Genomic DNA, 14,781 nt, shown 5'->3' with positions numbered 1-14,781 from the left:
ACTGAATAATGGATTGCGCGGAAAGCAGTCTGTGAAAACAGGCTACTTTTTGCATTCTGACCCCATTCCTCGCGTGTAATACATGTAAAATTTCTGAATACAAATATCGCTATCCAGCTCTCAAACAGCGAGCAGGATACTGGCGTTGTTGCTTAGGCTCGGAGATTTGACAATTACCTCCTATCCACCGGCATCGGTGCCTCCGTCACGCTGCTCTCGGGAAACAGCTTCCGGAGCACGTTGCCGTACATCGGATAGCCAAGGAACCAGGGCAGCTCCGAACCGTTGGCAGATGCATCCAGCACAGCAGCCAGCAGGGTGACATTGAGCGGCAGGGCGCAAAACGTGTCATGTCCGAGAATGCACAGCGGGGTGATGGAATCCAAATTACTGTAGACGGTCGCAGATGGGCCCACAGGTGCCGCGGCGCGAATGATCTCCTTGTGCGCAAAATCAGGATCAAGCAGGAGCTGGCGCAAAATATTTAGGCCGTCGCGTGTGAACGGAATTGCATAAAGTCGCTGATATGGCCGTCCCAGCACCTTGTAATCCAATGCACTGCCCAGCCGCTTGCCCTGCAGGAAGTTCATCAGTTCACGATCATTGCGGTAGAACAGGATGGCTTCATTGACCCGGAAATCATATCCGAATGTTGCGCCCTTCGTGTGGCGTGCAAATAGCTCTGCACCTTTCGCGAAATTTTTTTCAGAACGCTCGATCCAGCTCATACCACCGTGCCTGGGCGTGCAATAAACTGCCAGCGCACGGTTGCGGCTTGACAGGACACCAACGGCAGGGGAGAGGATCGTTGCAGGATCCTTGGATGGATTCTCCAGACGGGAGATCTCAACAGATCTGTAAAAGCAAAAGTCTGAGATCTGATCATATTTTGATCCGATGCTCGGGAAGAAAACTCCCTCCCTGTACAGCCCGCAAGCGGCTTCGTTCAGATCCAGCCCGATCAGCTGTGTGCGGCAGACCGGAGACTTTTCAGAATGGCCAAATACAGCAGGCAGGTCAATATCGCGCGGGTCTATCAGGGTGCGCACACCGGCTGCCGAGCAGAACTGTTCACACTCGATGATGCGGCACAGACGATTGATTGTATACGAGTCGCGCACATAAGGTGTCAACGGACCTATCTTGCCCGGACCGAGTGGATACAGATTCAGGTATTCAAGGGCAAGATCGGACTGTAGGAACAGCGATGGGAAGAAATCCAACACTGCCTTCCCGGTCAGCTTATAGTAGGATACCGTGTGCTTTTCCGACTTGCGATCCTTGACCGTACAGCTGCACGAAACCAGATAGTGCTGGTCGACGAGCTTTTTCATGGCAGCCCGGACCGATTGCCCGCTCAGATGTGGCAAGGCATTTTGTGCTGCGGTTGCAGTCAGGATACCGCTCGGAAGAGAGGCGAGGATAATCGTTTGCTGGGTAGTCAGGTTACTGGGAATCAAGGTAAAGACCTCCTGAAATTGTTCGGCGTCTGCGGTGGCATAGATCTTAAACCCACAGACGTAAATTGCTTGATGGATTGCATGGGGTGGATTGTGATGCTTGCAGTCCCACATGTGCTCAAATAGAGCACATGTGCTCCGGGATGTGAGGTGCAGCGGTCAGGACCACATGTGCTCAAATAGAGCACAAGTGCTCCGGGATATGGGGTGCAGCGGTCGGTCCCACATGTGCTCAAATAGAGCACAAGTTGCTCCTGAGGGGGGTAGATACTAAATCCGCATCCGTCTTCGCCTGTCGTGCACAGGATGGATCGAAACAGATCATGCAGATCTGTTCCGATACGGTTCCGGAAGATAAGGGATGGGGTCATCGCAGCGGGACAGAAAGCCTAAATCCATTGAGATGATCCCGTGCGTTATCACTTAAAATACGGCTTCCGCCCCGCAGCTTTTTATGATTGAGATGATGGCCGGAACCGTCAGCAGCCGCCAAAGATTGATGGGGTTCAAGATGGGTCTTTGCATATAGGGCGGCTGCTGTCCTCTGCACAGTCTGTTTCCCAGTGTTGGATTTGGTTCTGAAAACAGCGGGTTTTTGTCGGAAAAGCGTCTGTATATGAGGCGAATCGAACAGGAGCTTCGCAGAGTGGGGCTTCAAACTCCGGGGCTGGGAAATTCCCGGATTTTGCAGCCACTTTTTACTGCATTGTGACTGCAAATCGGGCGGTGCAAGGCCAGCTTCGCAGCGGATTAAGCACGCAGCAGACGCTCTTTGACCGATGGGAAGGACAGGAACGAGGCAAGGTCCGAGTCATTGGGAACGACGAAAACATAGGTAAGCGGGGCAAGATCGTCGTCCAGCGCAGTAGAGTGAAAAAGCGCGAGCTCAGTGCCGATATCCTGCAGGCCGAACACCGCGCAGATGAGGTCAATGATGGACTTCGATAAAAAATTATCGTTGTCCGGGTAGCTGATACAGCTTTGATGGTTGCTGCGGCTGTACACATGCCAGAAAAATACCGTGCATGGACTGGGAAGACAGCTGTTTGCGAGCAGACCGGCGTGGTATGCCTCCGCATGTGCCTGTTCCAGAGCCAGCTGGATCTCCTGGTCGTAAGGAGAGCCGGAAGCGGTTCTGGAATAGCGTGTGATCGGGTGGACCGTGCGCAGTAGGAGAACACCGTCGGCATCCACCTGAGCAGAGATGCCGAGACGGCGGCGTTCCGCATCTACTGATTTATGGAGCTGCTCCATAAGTGGTTCCAACGCAGGCGGAGCAGAGAAAACCTGGGGTCCCATGTGCTCGTAGAAACGGTGAAAAGCGTTGCAGCACGCGGCAGTTTCACTGATCAGATCGGAAATAACCTGTCTGGCTGCAGTGTCAGAGAGCGCAGGAGAGTTGCTGCGGATCAGGTCTTCCAGTGAACGGTTACAGCGTGATAGCCTGGACTGTGCCCGCTTCAATGCCGCAGAGAGTACATTGCCAGCATCCAGCGCGGAAGACAGCCAGCAGACAGTGTTCAAGTTCATTTTTCTCCTCCTCAAAGAGATTCACCGATCAGATGGGCGCCAAAAGCTGGATCGGAAACGGCTTAAGGCAGCAGCAAGGTGTACGGTTGCAGATTTTTTCGTCTGCGGGCAGCCGGACAACGCGCTTACTGCTTCGCGCAGCCAGACTGAAAGGTTACATAGAAAAACAAAACGGGGGTGCCAATACACCTCCGTCCTGACGCGGTAACACACTGTGAACCAGTAAGTTACCATTGTAATCCGGCAAAAATGTCGGATATTTGTACCCCTTTTGGCTGCAAGCAGGCAATACAGGCCTGTCAAAATAAAAAAAGACGCATCAAACCCAGTAGGGCAAATGCGTCCGTTGCGTTACTCAATTAAATAAATTAGGAGAAAAGCATATACGCTTTCCCGAATACTTCTTAATGCTTAATTATACTATACCACAGATTGACTTAAAGGTCAATATAAGTTTGAGAAAAATGTCAAATATCCTGCTTTTCAGCAAAATAAAGGAACATTTGTTCCGATGTTAAAATGCACAAACTATTGCTGCCACGAAAAAAGATGAACTGCTTCTCAGGTGCTGGTATGGGAGGGTATTTCAATTAATTTTTGATAAAAGTATGGATTAGGTGCTTCATAGGCGCAAGTATGAGAGAATATTTTCAAGCAAAAAAATGTCTGAAGTGCTTCATAGGTGCTAGTATAAGCGTATTTTTTTCGTAATAGTATGCTGAAGGTGCTTCACAGGTGCTAGTATAGCAGCTAAATTCCGAACGCTTGAGATGTGGATTTTCTGCACAATATTTAGCGGAAAACAGGAAAAAGACTTAATATTGTACGGATTTTGGAATGTTTTCCTGAAAACAAGATAATTGCATTGATGAAAATAAATTCTAATAAATCGAAAAATAATTGCTGAAAAATAATTATTTTGATTTTCCATCTTTTTTACAGCCTAAATTCGCGTAAATTTTTGTTTGTATCTCCGCCCGACTTGTGCTCAAATTGAGCACAAGTTGCTTCATTTCGAACAAGTGACCCGCCATAGACGCTGCGGAGGTTTGCTTACGACAATCCAGATTGATATCTTTCATGTTCTCGCCGAGCACAGATTTCCGGATATCATGACCGACTACATAGCCTAGCTATAAAAATAGAAGTATAGTCATTGCAGACTGAAATTTCAGTTTTCCAAGATCTACTCATTGCGCAGAGAAATGGCGGCATGGAAAAAGCCATCCCTGGGGGATGGCTTTTAAACCTGATGTGCAAGTATCCAGTGCAGTAGATCGGATGATTTTATTTCTCCGGCAGCCAGTTGAAGAATAACATCGGAAAGCTCCGTCTGCGAATACTGTAATTCGATACCGTTAAGAGCAAGGAACACCAGCATGACGTGAGCGCCAATCCGTTTATTTCCATCAATGAAGGGATGGTTTTTCACAAGGCCAAAACAGAGATGGGCTGCCTTTTGCTGAAGAGCGGGATAGACATCTTTTCCGTCAAAGGTCTGGAAAGGTGCGTTCAGTGCAGAGTCCAACATCCCTTCATCACGCAGGCCGGAAGAGCCGCCGGTCGCTGCAATGAGCTGTTCATGCAGCAGAAGTATCTGTGATTTGGATAGTCGGATCATTTGGCAAGTACCTCATAGGCCTGACGGTTTTTTTCTATCAGACGTTTTGAAATGGACATGACATCCTCATCGGCAGCAAGCTGCTCCTGTTCGGCGGCGCTGAATTCCATGACAAGATACCGGGGAACGTTATTTTTTAAAATGACGACAGCACCGCTTTCGTCAACAAGGCGGGCAACTTTAGAAAAATTCTGGTTTGCTTCCGTAATGGAGACCAGGTTTTTGGTGTTGATGTTCATAGGGAAACCTCCTTGCTTTCGTTACTTTTATTATAGCTAAAAGTAGGAGAAATTCAACCTATTTTCTGTAAATTTTTATGGTGGAGTGGCGGCTAAAGACAGGGTGCATGTAGAGCGTGTGGAAGACACTGTCAGACAATCATGTGTCAGTGTGAGAGAAAATGATATTAGACAATTCCTTCGGTAGCCGGTGAAAGAATAACGAGGGGCTTGATTGCAATGGAGAACGCTGTATTCGAATACCACAACCGAATGAAAAACTTTTCGTTTTATCTGTCGATTTCTTGCGGAGAAAATATTTTATCAGTTATAACCGTTAAAATTTAATTTGGTTGATTGAAAATACGGCATATCCGTGATATTATGAAAACAATCCAGAAAGGGGCAGAGCATTATGATTAAGCGAGAAACCTATATGAGCCGTATCCGTCCTTTCATCGGAAGCGACTTGGTAAAAGTCCTGACTGGTATCCGGCGAAGTGGAAAGTCGGTCATGCTGGACCTGATCAAAGAGGAACTGTGCGCCTCCGGCGCAGACAGCAGCCAGTTTATTTCTATCAATTTTGAAAACATGAGTAATGCGTATCTCTGTACTGCGACGGCACTCCACGATGAGATCATCCATCGAGCCTCGGAAATTGAAGGCAAGGTCTATCTCTTCTTTGATGAGATACAGGAGGTGGATGCATGGGAAAAATGCATCAATTCCTTCCGGGTAGAACTGGACTGTGATATTTATATCACCGGCTCTAATGCCAAACTGCTTTCTGGTGAGTTGGCGACCTATCTGGCCGGGCGGTATGTGGAGTTTGTAATCTATCCATTCTCCTTTGCGGAATTTATCGAGCTGTACCATACGATCTACCCGGATGCGGATATTCGTCAGTGCTTCAGCAAGTATCTGACCACAGGCGGTATGCCATATCTGTCCAACCTGCGCTATGATGAAACGGCCAGCCGTCAATATCTGCGGGACTTATTCAACTCTGTAGAACTCAAAGATGTTGTTAAGCGAAACAACATCCGGGATATAGACATGCTGGAACGGATCATTGCCTATGTCACCTCCAATATCGGAACCACCTTTTCCTCTACTGCCATTTCCAAGTATCTGAAAAGCGAAGGCCGTTCCGTATCGCCGGAGACGGTGTTGGGTTACATCCGGGCTTGCACCGAAGCCTTTCTATTCTATCAGGTGAAGCGTCAGGATTTACAGGGCAAGAAGATTCTCACTGTCAATGAGAAATACTATGTAGCCGATCATGGCATCCGGGAAGCTGTGTTCGGTGGTAACATGAAGGATATCAATCTGGTTTTGGAGAACATTATTTACATGGAGCTCCTGCGCCGGGGCTATGCCGTTACCATCGGCAAGGTGGGTGATAAGGAGATCGACTTTGTGTGTGAGGATCAGGGGCAGAAGCTGTATATACAGGTCGCATACCTGCTGGCCTCGGAAGATACCATAGAGCGGGAGTTTGGCGTCTATGACCGTGTTCGCGATAACTATCCCAAATACGTCGTCACCTTGGACGAATATGATATGAGCCGCAACGGAATTAAGCATCGGAATATCCGAGACTTTCTGCTGCAAGAGGAATGGAACTAATACAGTGGTCGGATAGTTCACAACGATTTATGCCTGTGGGATTTTGAACCGAAGAAGGGAAATGGACAGGTTTTGGGGGTGTGCCTGATGCCTATAAGTGAAGGGGAGAAAAGGAAAGGGTTGCTTGCATTTTGCTTACACTTTTCGGATGTTTCACGGGAGAATTGATGCCGAATACGGACTGCCAAAAGTGTAAACGAAAACACATGGTTTTGATTGCACAGTTGAAGCAATATTCGAAATGTGCAAGTGCCTGTGTTGCGTAGCACAATAATATTCTCTTTTTTTATAGACTTATCATGGGTAGACGGAAAACATAGAAATCATTTGTATACTTTGATATAATAATTCCAGAAATATAATCTTTTGATATATATTAGTAAATAATAACAGCGACTTATAAAAAGGGGGATGTTATATGCCGGTAGGGTTAATTACTTGGGAACAGTTCATTGCAACAAATACAGATTCTCGTGGCATTCGTTATAAATTTGAAGATTTGTGTCGTCAGTTATTTGCAAACGAATATATCTCTCATAACAAGAAAATAAAATTTCTTCATTGCAATCCCAATAATGCCGGACTTGAAACTGACCCTATTTTTGATGAAACTAACCAAAGATGGATTGGTTTTCAAGCTAAGTTTTTCGATAATCGGCCAGGATATGACCAGATATTGCATTCCGCTGAAAAAATAGTTGAGAATTATAAAGGGAAAGTTGATCATGTTATTTTGTATTGTAATAAGCCATTATCTATCGAGGCGGAAAACTATAAGCGATCCCAAAAACTTTTAGAAGATAATAATATCTCTGTTGAATTGGTAACAGATGATACTATATTAGATCAAGTAAGAAAATATCCTTATTTGGCAAACTATTATTTTGGGAGCCATTCAATTACCTATGAATGGGTTGTGAGTCACAATAGACATATGTTTGCTACACTTGGGGAGCGGTTTAATACTGATTTTAATGTCGATACAGAGTTCTCACTTCAACTGTCATTATTCGTTCATGATGAAAATGCAATTAAATATATTAATTCAAAGAAAGAGCATTTAAAGGGAAAAATTAATTCATTAAAATGGAAGTATAGTCAATATTATGACTATCTTCAAAAAATAAGAAATATTGTTGATGGTTTTGAGGATATTGAATACGACAATATAATGGATTCTTTTGGTTGGGAACATATTATTAAAAAAACTGTCGAGCTGGAACTAGAAAAATTTCAAGTCATGAAGGCTCAGCTTGAAGAAGAACAGACTAAATTGCATTCAATTGCTTTTGAAAAAAATGACATATCAAAAGAGGAAAGAGAACATGCAAAAAACAAATATTTTGATATTGAAAGAGAAATAAAATCACTACATACGCTTTTAGACTTGCCAAACGTTCTAGCAATTTCAGATGTTGAGCGTCGAATGATTACTGGTAAAATTCTTGCTATAACCGGAGAAGCTGGAATTGGAAAATCGCAGCCTTTTGCAAATGAAACCGCTATTCTACTGGATAAAAGAAGATATGCGCTTTTACTGTTGGCGGGTTCGTATTTTACTGATGAACCAATTTGCGAACAAATAATTAGAAATTGTGAATTGGATTGTTCATTTAACGATTTTATTGATATTTTTGAGGCTATAGGGGAGAAACAAGGAACTATAATTCCAGTGTTTATTGATGCCCTTAATGAAACTTGGAACAATGCCTTATGGAAAAACTCTCTACCCCAAATGATTGATAAGATTGAAAGCTGTAAATATGTAAAATTAGCATTCTCATTTCGCACAGAATATAGAAGTCAACTTATGAATCAATCTTTGATTGATAAAATATGCAATGGTGATATTTCCCATATAGCTCATATGGGATTTGAAAGGAATAGTATCGAAGCAACAAAAAAGTTTTTTGATTTTTATGGAATTCCATTTACTCCATCCGAATATTTTGCGTATGAGATGACGAATCCGCTTTTTTTAACATTATACTGTCGCACATATAGAGGGGATGAGATTGATCTTCCCACACTATATGATCGCCTTATTTCTGATGCAAATGATAAGATACAAACAGCTATGGCGAAATCTTTAAGAGTTAAAGGATACTCAGGAACAGAGGATTTATTAACTCCATTTGTTAATGAACTGGCTGAGTGGTTTGCTCAAAAAGGTGTTCGATTTATATCCAAAGAAGAATTGATTAGCTTGAACTACTGGAGACAGTATGGGATTGTTGCACCGCCATTTGTTCAGCAGGTTGTTAGAGAACATATTCTTCACAGCTATATATACAAAGGGAAGGAAGAGCTATACTTCGCTTATGACCAGATGAATGATTACTTCTGCGCAAAAGCAATTGTTAATGGATCAGAATCAAAGGATGAAATACGGAAAAAAGTAATTAATGATGTGTTGCAGATAAGAAATGGTAAAATAACTAATTTAGGAAATAGCGATGTTTTTATCAATATTTGTGCTCTTTTTGCGACGAAATATGAAGAAGAATGTATCGATTTAATTGATGAAGTTCGCAACGTAGATGAAAAAGCTCGTTTGATTAGTCGATATATTCAATCATTCCGATGGAGAAGTATGAAGAGTATAGCTAAACAAAGTTTTTTAAATTGTATCATCAAGTATTCTCCCGAGCCGAAAGATGTGTGGGAAGTATTGATTGGGAATAGTGTTAAGACAGAACATCCCTTAAATGCAAATTTTCTTCATGATTTTTTAAGTAGATATGAATTAAATAAAAGAGACTATATTTGGACTACATATATAAATATGCTCTTTTCGGATGAGTCCAACAGAGTAACCCAGTTGATTCAAATGTATGACAAAGGCGATTCTATTGCTATAAAAGATAAAAAGCAAACAGAACTTTTATTGACTCTATTTGGCTGGCTTCTTACATCTTCGGATAGATCGCTTAGGGATTATACATCTAAAGCTATGATAGAGTTATTAAAGGAGAATTTCGATTTATGTGAAGTTTTATTAAAGAAATTCGAGCATGTAAATGATCCATATGTATTCCAGCGCTTATATGGAGTTGTATTTGGAGCTTGTTGCAAGCGTAGGTATGCTCAGATGAAGGTGTTCTGTTCGCTTTCTGAATATGTTTATTTAACGATCTTTGACCAAAAAAATGTGTATCCAGATATTTTGCTACGAGATTACGCACGGCTGATAATAGAGAGATTTCTTTGGGAAAAATCTGATTATAGTGGAATCATTGACAGAGCGATGATTGCCCCACCATATAAATCTGATCCGATTCCTGTTGTAGACCAAGATTATACGAAGATGAATTTTAAGGGCGGATTATTTGCGATTAGCATGTCCATGAGATTCGAAAACATGGGCATGTATGGTGATTTTGGAAGATATGTTTTCCAGAGTGCATTGCGTTATTTTATGGTTGATCATCGGCAGATATTCAACTATGCTATGTCGTTTATCATTAATGATCTGGGATATAAAGAAGAGTGGTTTGGTGACTTCGATCAGTATAGGAAAAGATATAATTATAGTCGACATGATACAATAAAGGTTGAACGCATTGGCAAGAAATATCAATGGATTGCCATGTACAACATTCTGGCCCGAGTTGCTGATCATTATAAAATGAAAGAGCCGTTCAGCAGGGGGACTGATAAAGAGCTTGTGTTTACAGGGGCATGGGATCCCTATGTTCGTGATTTTGATCCGACATTAAATCCTAATTTTATGTGTTGTGAAGCTGCTCCGATTTTTAAACAGATAAATAAGTTTATCGCTACAGCCCGGAATGAAAATAAACGTATAGCGCTACAAAGTATGAATAATCAAAGAAAGTGGTTGGAAGACAAAGGAGCGTTTATTAGCAATCTAAAAGATACGTTGATTCTTACAGACGACCGAGGTGTGCAATGGGTTTCACTAACTAAAAATCTGACTACGGGACGCGAGAATATACGGGATGAGAAACTTTTAGTCTGGAGCTGGTTATTTGCTTATTTTGTAACGCCAGAGCAAGAAATGGAATTCTTGCACGGCGTAGATAAGAGAGTAGATTTATTAAATACGGAGTTGACTTTTATTAATCAGATAACTTCACTATATAATCGAGAATATCCGTGGGCACCTAGTTGTGAATCAATAAAAAAAGACTCATGGATTAATGCTACTATTAAGACGGGTGAAATTATTACAGAAACCGTACAGGTACCAGACTTATCTTCTTTAGATGTCATTCTTAGAGTATTAGATTCTAGTGAGTATGTAGAAAACGAAGATAAAGGGGATGTATTCGATAACTGTACGGGAGAAAAGGCGTTAGACGTAAATGATGAGGTTCAAATTCCTGAAATTAAATACAAGAACAAAATTATAGAGAAAGAAGATGAAAAGGAGATCGGAAGAATATTATATGCCGTGGCAAATTTATTATGGGAAGAAGAGTTTGATGCTTCTAAATCGGATTCATTATCTTGGAGCGTTCCGTGCGCAGAAATAATTGAAACATTTCACCTAAGACAATTAGAGTATGATGGATTCTATTATGATGAAGACGGAGAATTAGCAGCATTTGATACTACATTGACTCAACTTCAGGGAGGCGTCGTTATTCGAAAAGATTTGTTAGATAAATTTCAGGAGAAAAAAGGGATGAAACTTATATGGCTTTTGAATGGCAATAAAGAAATTCATAATTCAGATTTAAGTATATCTAAGTGGAGTGAATGGACAGGCCTATTATCATATGATAAAGATAATGTAAAAGAGAATATTTATATGATAAAAATAAAAGCATGAGATATGTGTGCAGATACGAAAGAAATTGAAACATTTGAGCATGTAAAAAGGAAACTCTCTTTATCTAAAAGTGTAGGAGCGATATGCATCTAGTATCAAATAATTATATCGTTTTCATTTGTGAGTATCTTAGTAAATATTCTTGTGTTTTTACCTGCGTTATGGTACAATACAGGCACGGGAATGATTCGCCTTAATCTCTATGTATCCCACCCGCAAAAAACAGCCCAAATCTGCCAGATAAAACTGGACGAAAAAAGAGACTCAAGGCAAAAAGCCTTGGGTCTTTTTTGCGTTTATGGGGGGATTTCGCGGGGGGAGAGGAGCGGAGCAGAGATAGAGGGAAATGAATGGAAGTGGCCTGTGCATCAGGAGATTGTTGGTAGCTGAAAAGTGAAGAAAATAAAAGGATTTAGCGGAAAGTGACAGGAAGTATAGAAGAAAAGTAACGAAATCATAGGAGCGGATACATTGCCGACGCCGCCGGTGGTGGTAAAAGCATGGCAGCAGAAACGAGCAGAACCTTTCAAATCCCGCCATCAATCGGTCGCAATCAGTGCATTTCCAATTATTAACTTGTGTCAGCTTTGCTTGGCGGAATGTGTCGGTTTTTCAAGGGGGGATGACAGCCGAAAAGACGGGCTTTTCATGAGTCCGTCTTTTTTCCTTCATAAAAATATTCATTTGGAATTTTTGCTGCATTATTTACTTTCATGCAGTAATGTGTTACGATAATTATAAATGAAGTTGCGGAGGGTAGGCAGCATGAATAGCAAATTGAAAGATGGACATATGGACGAATTGTTTACTGGCATCCTGTCCCTGAATACTGTCGAAGAATGCTATAATTTCTTCGAAGATTTATGTACGATCACCGAGCTGCGCGCCATGGCACAGCGTTTCCAAGTGGCCAAAATGCTGGATCAAGGGCAGATTTACAGCGATATTGTTCGTGAAACTGGAGCCAGCACAGCCACTATCAGCCGTGTGAACAAGTGCCTGATTTACGGCACCGATGGATATCGTATGGTTCTGGACCGTACGAAGGAGAAATAATGGATAGTTATCGCTTTCTTTCTTCTTATTATGATCGTTTTACCGAGGACGTAGGATATTCCCAGTGGGCGGATTTCTTTGAGCAGATTTTTGCACAAGCAGGACTTTCGCCACATTTGATTTTGGATTTGGCCTGCGGTACGGGTAGCCTGTCCGCAGAACTGGCCTGCAGAGGCTTTGAAATGATTGGTGTGGATGCATCTGAGGAGATGCTGATGCAAGCCATGGACCACACCATTGATTTAGAGCCCCGGCCAATCTTTCTCAATCAGCGCATGGAAGACTTGGACTTGTACGGTACCGTAGATGCCTGTGTCTGCTGTTTGGATAGCATCAACTATATTACGGATATCTCCACGCTCCGAGAGGCGTTTCGGCGTGTGGAGTTATTTTTAGAGCCCGGCGGTATTTTTATTTTTGATGTAAATACAAAACACAAGTTTGATTCCATGCACGGGGAGTGCTATGTCCGGGAAGACGAAGATGTATTTTGTGTGTGGCAGGCTGATTTCAATGGTGACCTTTGTCACTATGATTTTGATATTTTCGTTCGTTCAGGTGAACAATGGTCACGTTACCAAGAAGAACATGTAGAGAAATATTATAGCTTATCTTGTTTAAAAGAAATGCTGGACGAAATTGGCTTTACCCAAATCGAGGTATATCCCGAATTGCAAATTGCAACGCTAGACCAAGAAGCACTCGACCGAGAAAATCGAGTTTTTATCTCAGCAAGAAAGAGGAAATAAAATTTATGGATAAACGTATTCGTGCAATTGCTGCTAATGCAGCGATTCAAATCACGGCTGTCACCAGTACGGAGACCATAGAACGAGCACGCATGATTCACAAAACCTTGCCTACGGCAACCGCCGCTCTAGGACGGGTTCTCACGATTTGTTCTATGATGGGCAGCCAATTAAAAGTGGACGATGGGTCGGTAACCGTTCAATTCAAGGGAAATGGTCCCCTTGGGTCGGTTGTTTGCGTATCCGATTCAGAAGGCAATGTTCGTGGGTATCTGCAAAATCCTGCATGTGATTTGCCCCTGCGTCCGGATGGCAAATTAAATGTTGGTGCTGGTATCGGCCAAGGTTATGTCATGGTAATCAAAGATATCGGGTTAAAAGATCCTGTAACCGGGACGACGGTTTTAGTCAATGGCGAAATTGCCGAGGACATGACCCGTTACTTTGCCGAGAGCGAGCAAATTCCTTCGGCCTGTGCACTGGGTGTTCTAGTTGGCACAGATCAACATGTATTGCAGGCTGGGGGATATCTGGTGCAGCTCATGCCGGGTTGCCTAGATGAAGATATTGACCGGCTAGAGAAAAATATTCAGCAAGCTGGTGCAATGACTACCATGCTGGAAAAGGGTATGAGCTTGCAGGATATTGTTCGGACTATTTTGGATGGATTCGAAGTTGAATTTTTGGAAGAATCCTCTTTTGAATATCGCTGCAATTGTAGTCGAGATAAAGTAATCCGTGCCCTGATCAGCATGGGACGTAAAGAATTAACGGGCCTGTTGGAGGATGAAAAAGAAACCGAAATCACTTGCCAGTTCTGTGACAAAGTTTATCGGTTCTCCAATGAAGAAATTCAAAATATTTTAAATCAAGTGTAAATAATGGTTGACATAGCGCCGAATATGCTATATAATAATATTCGGCGCTGATGAGATGGAAGTTTAGCTCAGCTGGGAGAGCATCTGCCTTACAAGCAGAGGGTCACAGGTTCGAGCCCTGTAACTTCCACCATGAGTTGGCCCGGTAGCTCAGTCGGTTAGAGCGCTGGCCTGTCACGCCAGAGGTCGAGGGTTCAAGTCCCTTCCGGGTCGCCAATTTTGCCTCTGTAGCTCAGTCGGTAGAGCAGGGGACTGAAAATCCCCGTGTCGGTGGTTCGATTCCGCCCGGAGGCACCAAAATTTGCGGATGTAGCTCATCTGGTAGAGCGCCACCTTGCCAAGGTGGAGGTAGCGAGTTCGAGCCTCGTCATCCGCTCCATATGGTACCATAGCCAAGCGGTAAGGCGTGGGACTGCAACTCCCTGATCCCCAGTTCGATTCTGGGTGGTACCTCCAAATAAAAAGACTATACCCAAAGAGGGTATGGTCTTTTTTATTTGTTCTAACCAATGAAGCACCCAATCGCGCTGAGTCTGATCAACGACGCAAAAGGCTTTTTCATGATTCGTGAGATTCTTGCCATTGGACTGAGCAAACGCACCCGGCAGCAGCAAGCTTTGCTGGATGATTACCGCCATGCGTATTCTGTAACCACGGATTTTCGCTCAGATTATTTCAAGTCGGTTGCTGAAATCAACCAGCGAGTCGAACAATAACGGTTATTTTGTATACTTACCGTGAGCGCTGGCTGTATGCCGCAGATCGGCTGCGCCGGCAGCAGCCGGAGGGGGCTGTCAAGCTGGCCGAATCTGCGGCATAGGAAACTATACAAAATGGCACA

The 14,781-nt window shown here is 43.1% G+C and carries 10 protein-coding genes and 5 tRNA genes; 11 read left to right on the top strand and 4 right to left on the bottom strand.

All coding sequences use genetic code 11. The features are described 5' to 3' along the window. Positions 1–173 precede the first annotated feature (173 nt). From EFB11_RS00075 to EFB11_RS00060, 4 genes are all read right to left on the bottom strand, one after another. Positions 174–1,460: a hypothetical protein gene (locus EFB11_RS00075; RefSeq protein ID WP_122788319.1), complete on the bottom strand. Its 1,287-nt coding sequence runs from the start codon at positions 1,458–1,460 to the stop codon at positions 174–176. Between the two features lie 750 nt (positions 1,461–2,210). Next, complete coding sequence (locus EFB11_RS00070) at positions 2,211–2,990, bottom strand: hypothetical protein (RefSeq protein WP_122788318.1); 780 nt, start codon at positions 2,988–2,990, stop codon at positions 2,211–2,213. A 1,243-nt stretch (positions 2,991–4,233) separates the two neighbouring features. Next, positions 4,234–4,611 carry a type II toxin-antitoxin system death-on-curing family toxin gene (locus tag EFB11_RS00065; RefSeq protein ID WP_122788317.1) on the bottom strand — a complete coding sequence of 126 codons (378 nt, stop codon included), beginning with the start codon at positions 4,609–4,611 and terminating at the stop codon, positions 4,234–4,236. Further along, a complete protein-coding gene (locus tag EFB11_RS00060; protein ID WP_122788316.1) occupies positions 4,608–4,850 on the bottom strand; it encodes a type II toxin-antitoxin system Phd/YefM family antitoxin in 243 nt (80 codons plus the stop codon). The genes EFB11_RS00065 and EFB11_RS00060 overlap by 4 nt, the downstream gene beginning before the upstream one ends. A 394-nt stretch (positions 4,851–5,244) precedes the next feature. Here EFB11_RS00060 and EFB11_RS00055 point away from each other — a divergent pair, with 394 nt between their 5' ends. The 11 genes from EFB11_RS00055 (at position 5,245) to EFB11_RS00005 (ending at position 14,656) form a co-directional block, all read left to right on the top strand. Next, positions 5,245–6,459, top strand: a complete 1,215-nt coding sequence (locus tag EFB11_RS00055) for an ATP-binding protein (protein WP_122788315.1) — start codon at positions 5,245–5,247, stop codon at positions 6,457–6,459. 418 nt (positions 6,460–6,877) lie between these two features. Beyond that, positions 6,878–11,257, top strand: a complete 4,380-nt coding sequence (locus tag EFB11_RS00050; RefSeq protein WP_122788314.1) for a hypothetical protein — start codon at positions 6,878–6,880, stop codon at positions 11,255–11,257. 765 nt (positions 11,258–12,022) lie between these two features. After that, on the top strand, positions 12,023–12,313 hold the full coding sequence (locus EFB11_RS00045; protein ID WP_122788313.1) for a YerC/YecD family TrpR-related protein: 291 nt from the start codon (positions 12,023–12,025) through the stop codon (positions 12,311–12,313). Next, on the top strand, positions 12,313–13,062 hold the full coding sequence (locus EFB11_RS00040; protein WP_122788312.1) for a class I SAM-dependent DNA methyltransferase: 750 nt from the start codon (positions 12,313–12,315) through the stop codon (positions 13,060–13,062). Before EFB11_RS00045 ends, EFB11_RS00040 begins: the two co-directional genes overlap by 1 nt. A gap of 5 nt (positions 13,063–13,067) precedes the next feature. After that, on the top strand, positions 13,068–13,940 hold the full coding sequence (hslO, locus tag EFB11_RS00035; RefSeq protein ID WP_122788311.1) for an Hsp33 family molecular chaperone HslO: 873 nt from the start codon (positions 13,068–13,070) through the stop codon (positions 13,938–13,940). Positions 13,941–13,997: 57 nt separating this feature from the next. Beyond that, a tRNA-Val gene (locus tag EFB11_RS00030) sits at positions 13,998–14,073 on the top strand. Positions 14,074–14,079: 6 nt separating this feature from the next. Beyond that, positions 14,080–14,156 (top strand) — tRNA-Asp (locus EFB11_RS00025). Between the two features lie 5 nt (positions 14,157–14,161). After that, positions 14,162–14,237 (top strand) — tRNA-Phe (locus EFB11_RS00020). Between the two features lie 6 nt (positions 14,238–14,243). After that, positions 14,244–14,319 (top strand) — tRNA-Gly (locus tag EFB11_RS00015). 3 nt (positions 14,320–14,322) lie between these two features. Then, positions 14,323–14,396, top strand: a tRNA-Cys gene (locus tag EFB11_RS00010). Between the two features lie 104 nt (positions 14,397–14,500). After that, positions 14,501–14,656, top strand: coding sequence for a hypothetical protein (locus tag EFB11_RS00005; protein WP_164706513.1), 156 nt, complete (start codon positions 14,501–14,503; stop codon positions 14,654–14,656). Positions 14,657–14,781 lie beyond the last annotated feature (125 nt).

Origin of the sequence: Intestinibacillus sp. Marseille-P6563, from assembly GCF_900604335.1 — a bacterium.
Taxonomy (GTDB): Bacteria; Bacillota; Clostridia; order Oscillospirales; family Butyricicoccaceae; genus Butyricicoccus_B.
The sequence above is the reverse complement of the archived record's forward strand: the minus strand, read 5'-3'. Positions and strand labels throughout refer to the sequence as shown.

What these genes read in the sequence shown, in the direction of transcription:
- EFB11_RS00005 (WP_164706513.1), top strand. Translation starts at nt 14,501, where the DNA reads ATGATTCGTGAGATTCTTGCCATTGGACTGAGCAAACGCACCCGGCAG.
- EFB11_RS00040 (WP_122788312.1), top strand. Translation starts at nt 12,313, where the DNA reads ATGGATAGTTATCGCTTTCTTTCTTCTTATTATGATCGTTTTACCGAG.
- EFB11_RS00065 (WP_122788317.1), bottom strand. Translation starts at nt 4,611, where the DNA reads ATGATCCGACTATCCAAATCACAGATACTTCTGCTGCATGAACAGCTC.
- EFB11_RS00050 (WP_122788314.1), top strand. Translation starts at nt 6,878, where the DNA reads ATGCCGGTAGGGTTAATTACTTGGGAACAGTTCATTGCAACAAATACA.
- EFB11_RS00070 (WP_122788318.1), bottom strand. Translation starts at nt 2,990, where the DNA reads ATGAACTTGAACACTGTCTGCTGGCTGTCTTCCGCGCTGGATGCTGGC.
- hslO (WP_122788311.1), top strand. Translation starts at nt 13,068, where the DNA reads ATGGATAAACGTATTCGTGCAATTGCTGCTAATGCAGCGATTCAAATC.
- EFB11_RS00055 (WP_122788315.1), top strand. Translation starts at nt 5,245, where the DNA reads ATGATTAAGCGAGAAACCTATATGAGCCGTATCCGTCCTTTCATCGGA.
- EFB11_RS00045 (WP_122788313.1), top strand. Translation starts at nt 12,023, where the DNA reads ATGAATAGCAAATTGAAAGATGGACATATGGACGAATTGTTTACTGGC.
- EFB11_RS00060 (WP_122788316.1), bottom strand. Translation starts at nt 4,850, where the DNA reads ATGAACATCAACACCAAAAACCTGGTCTCCATTACGGAAGCAAACCAG.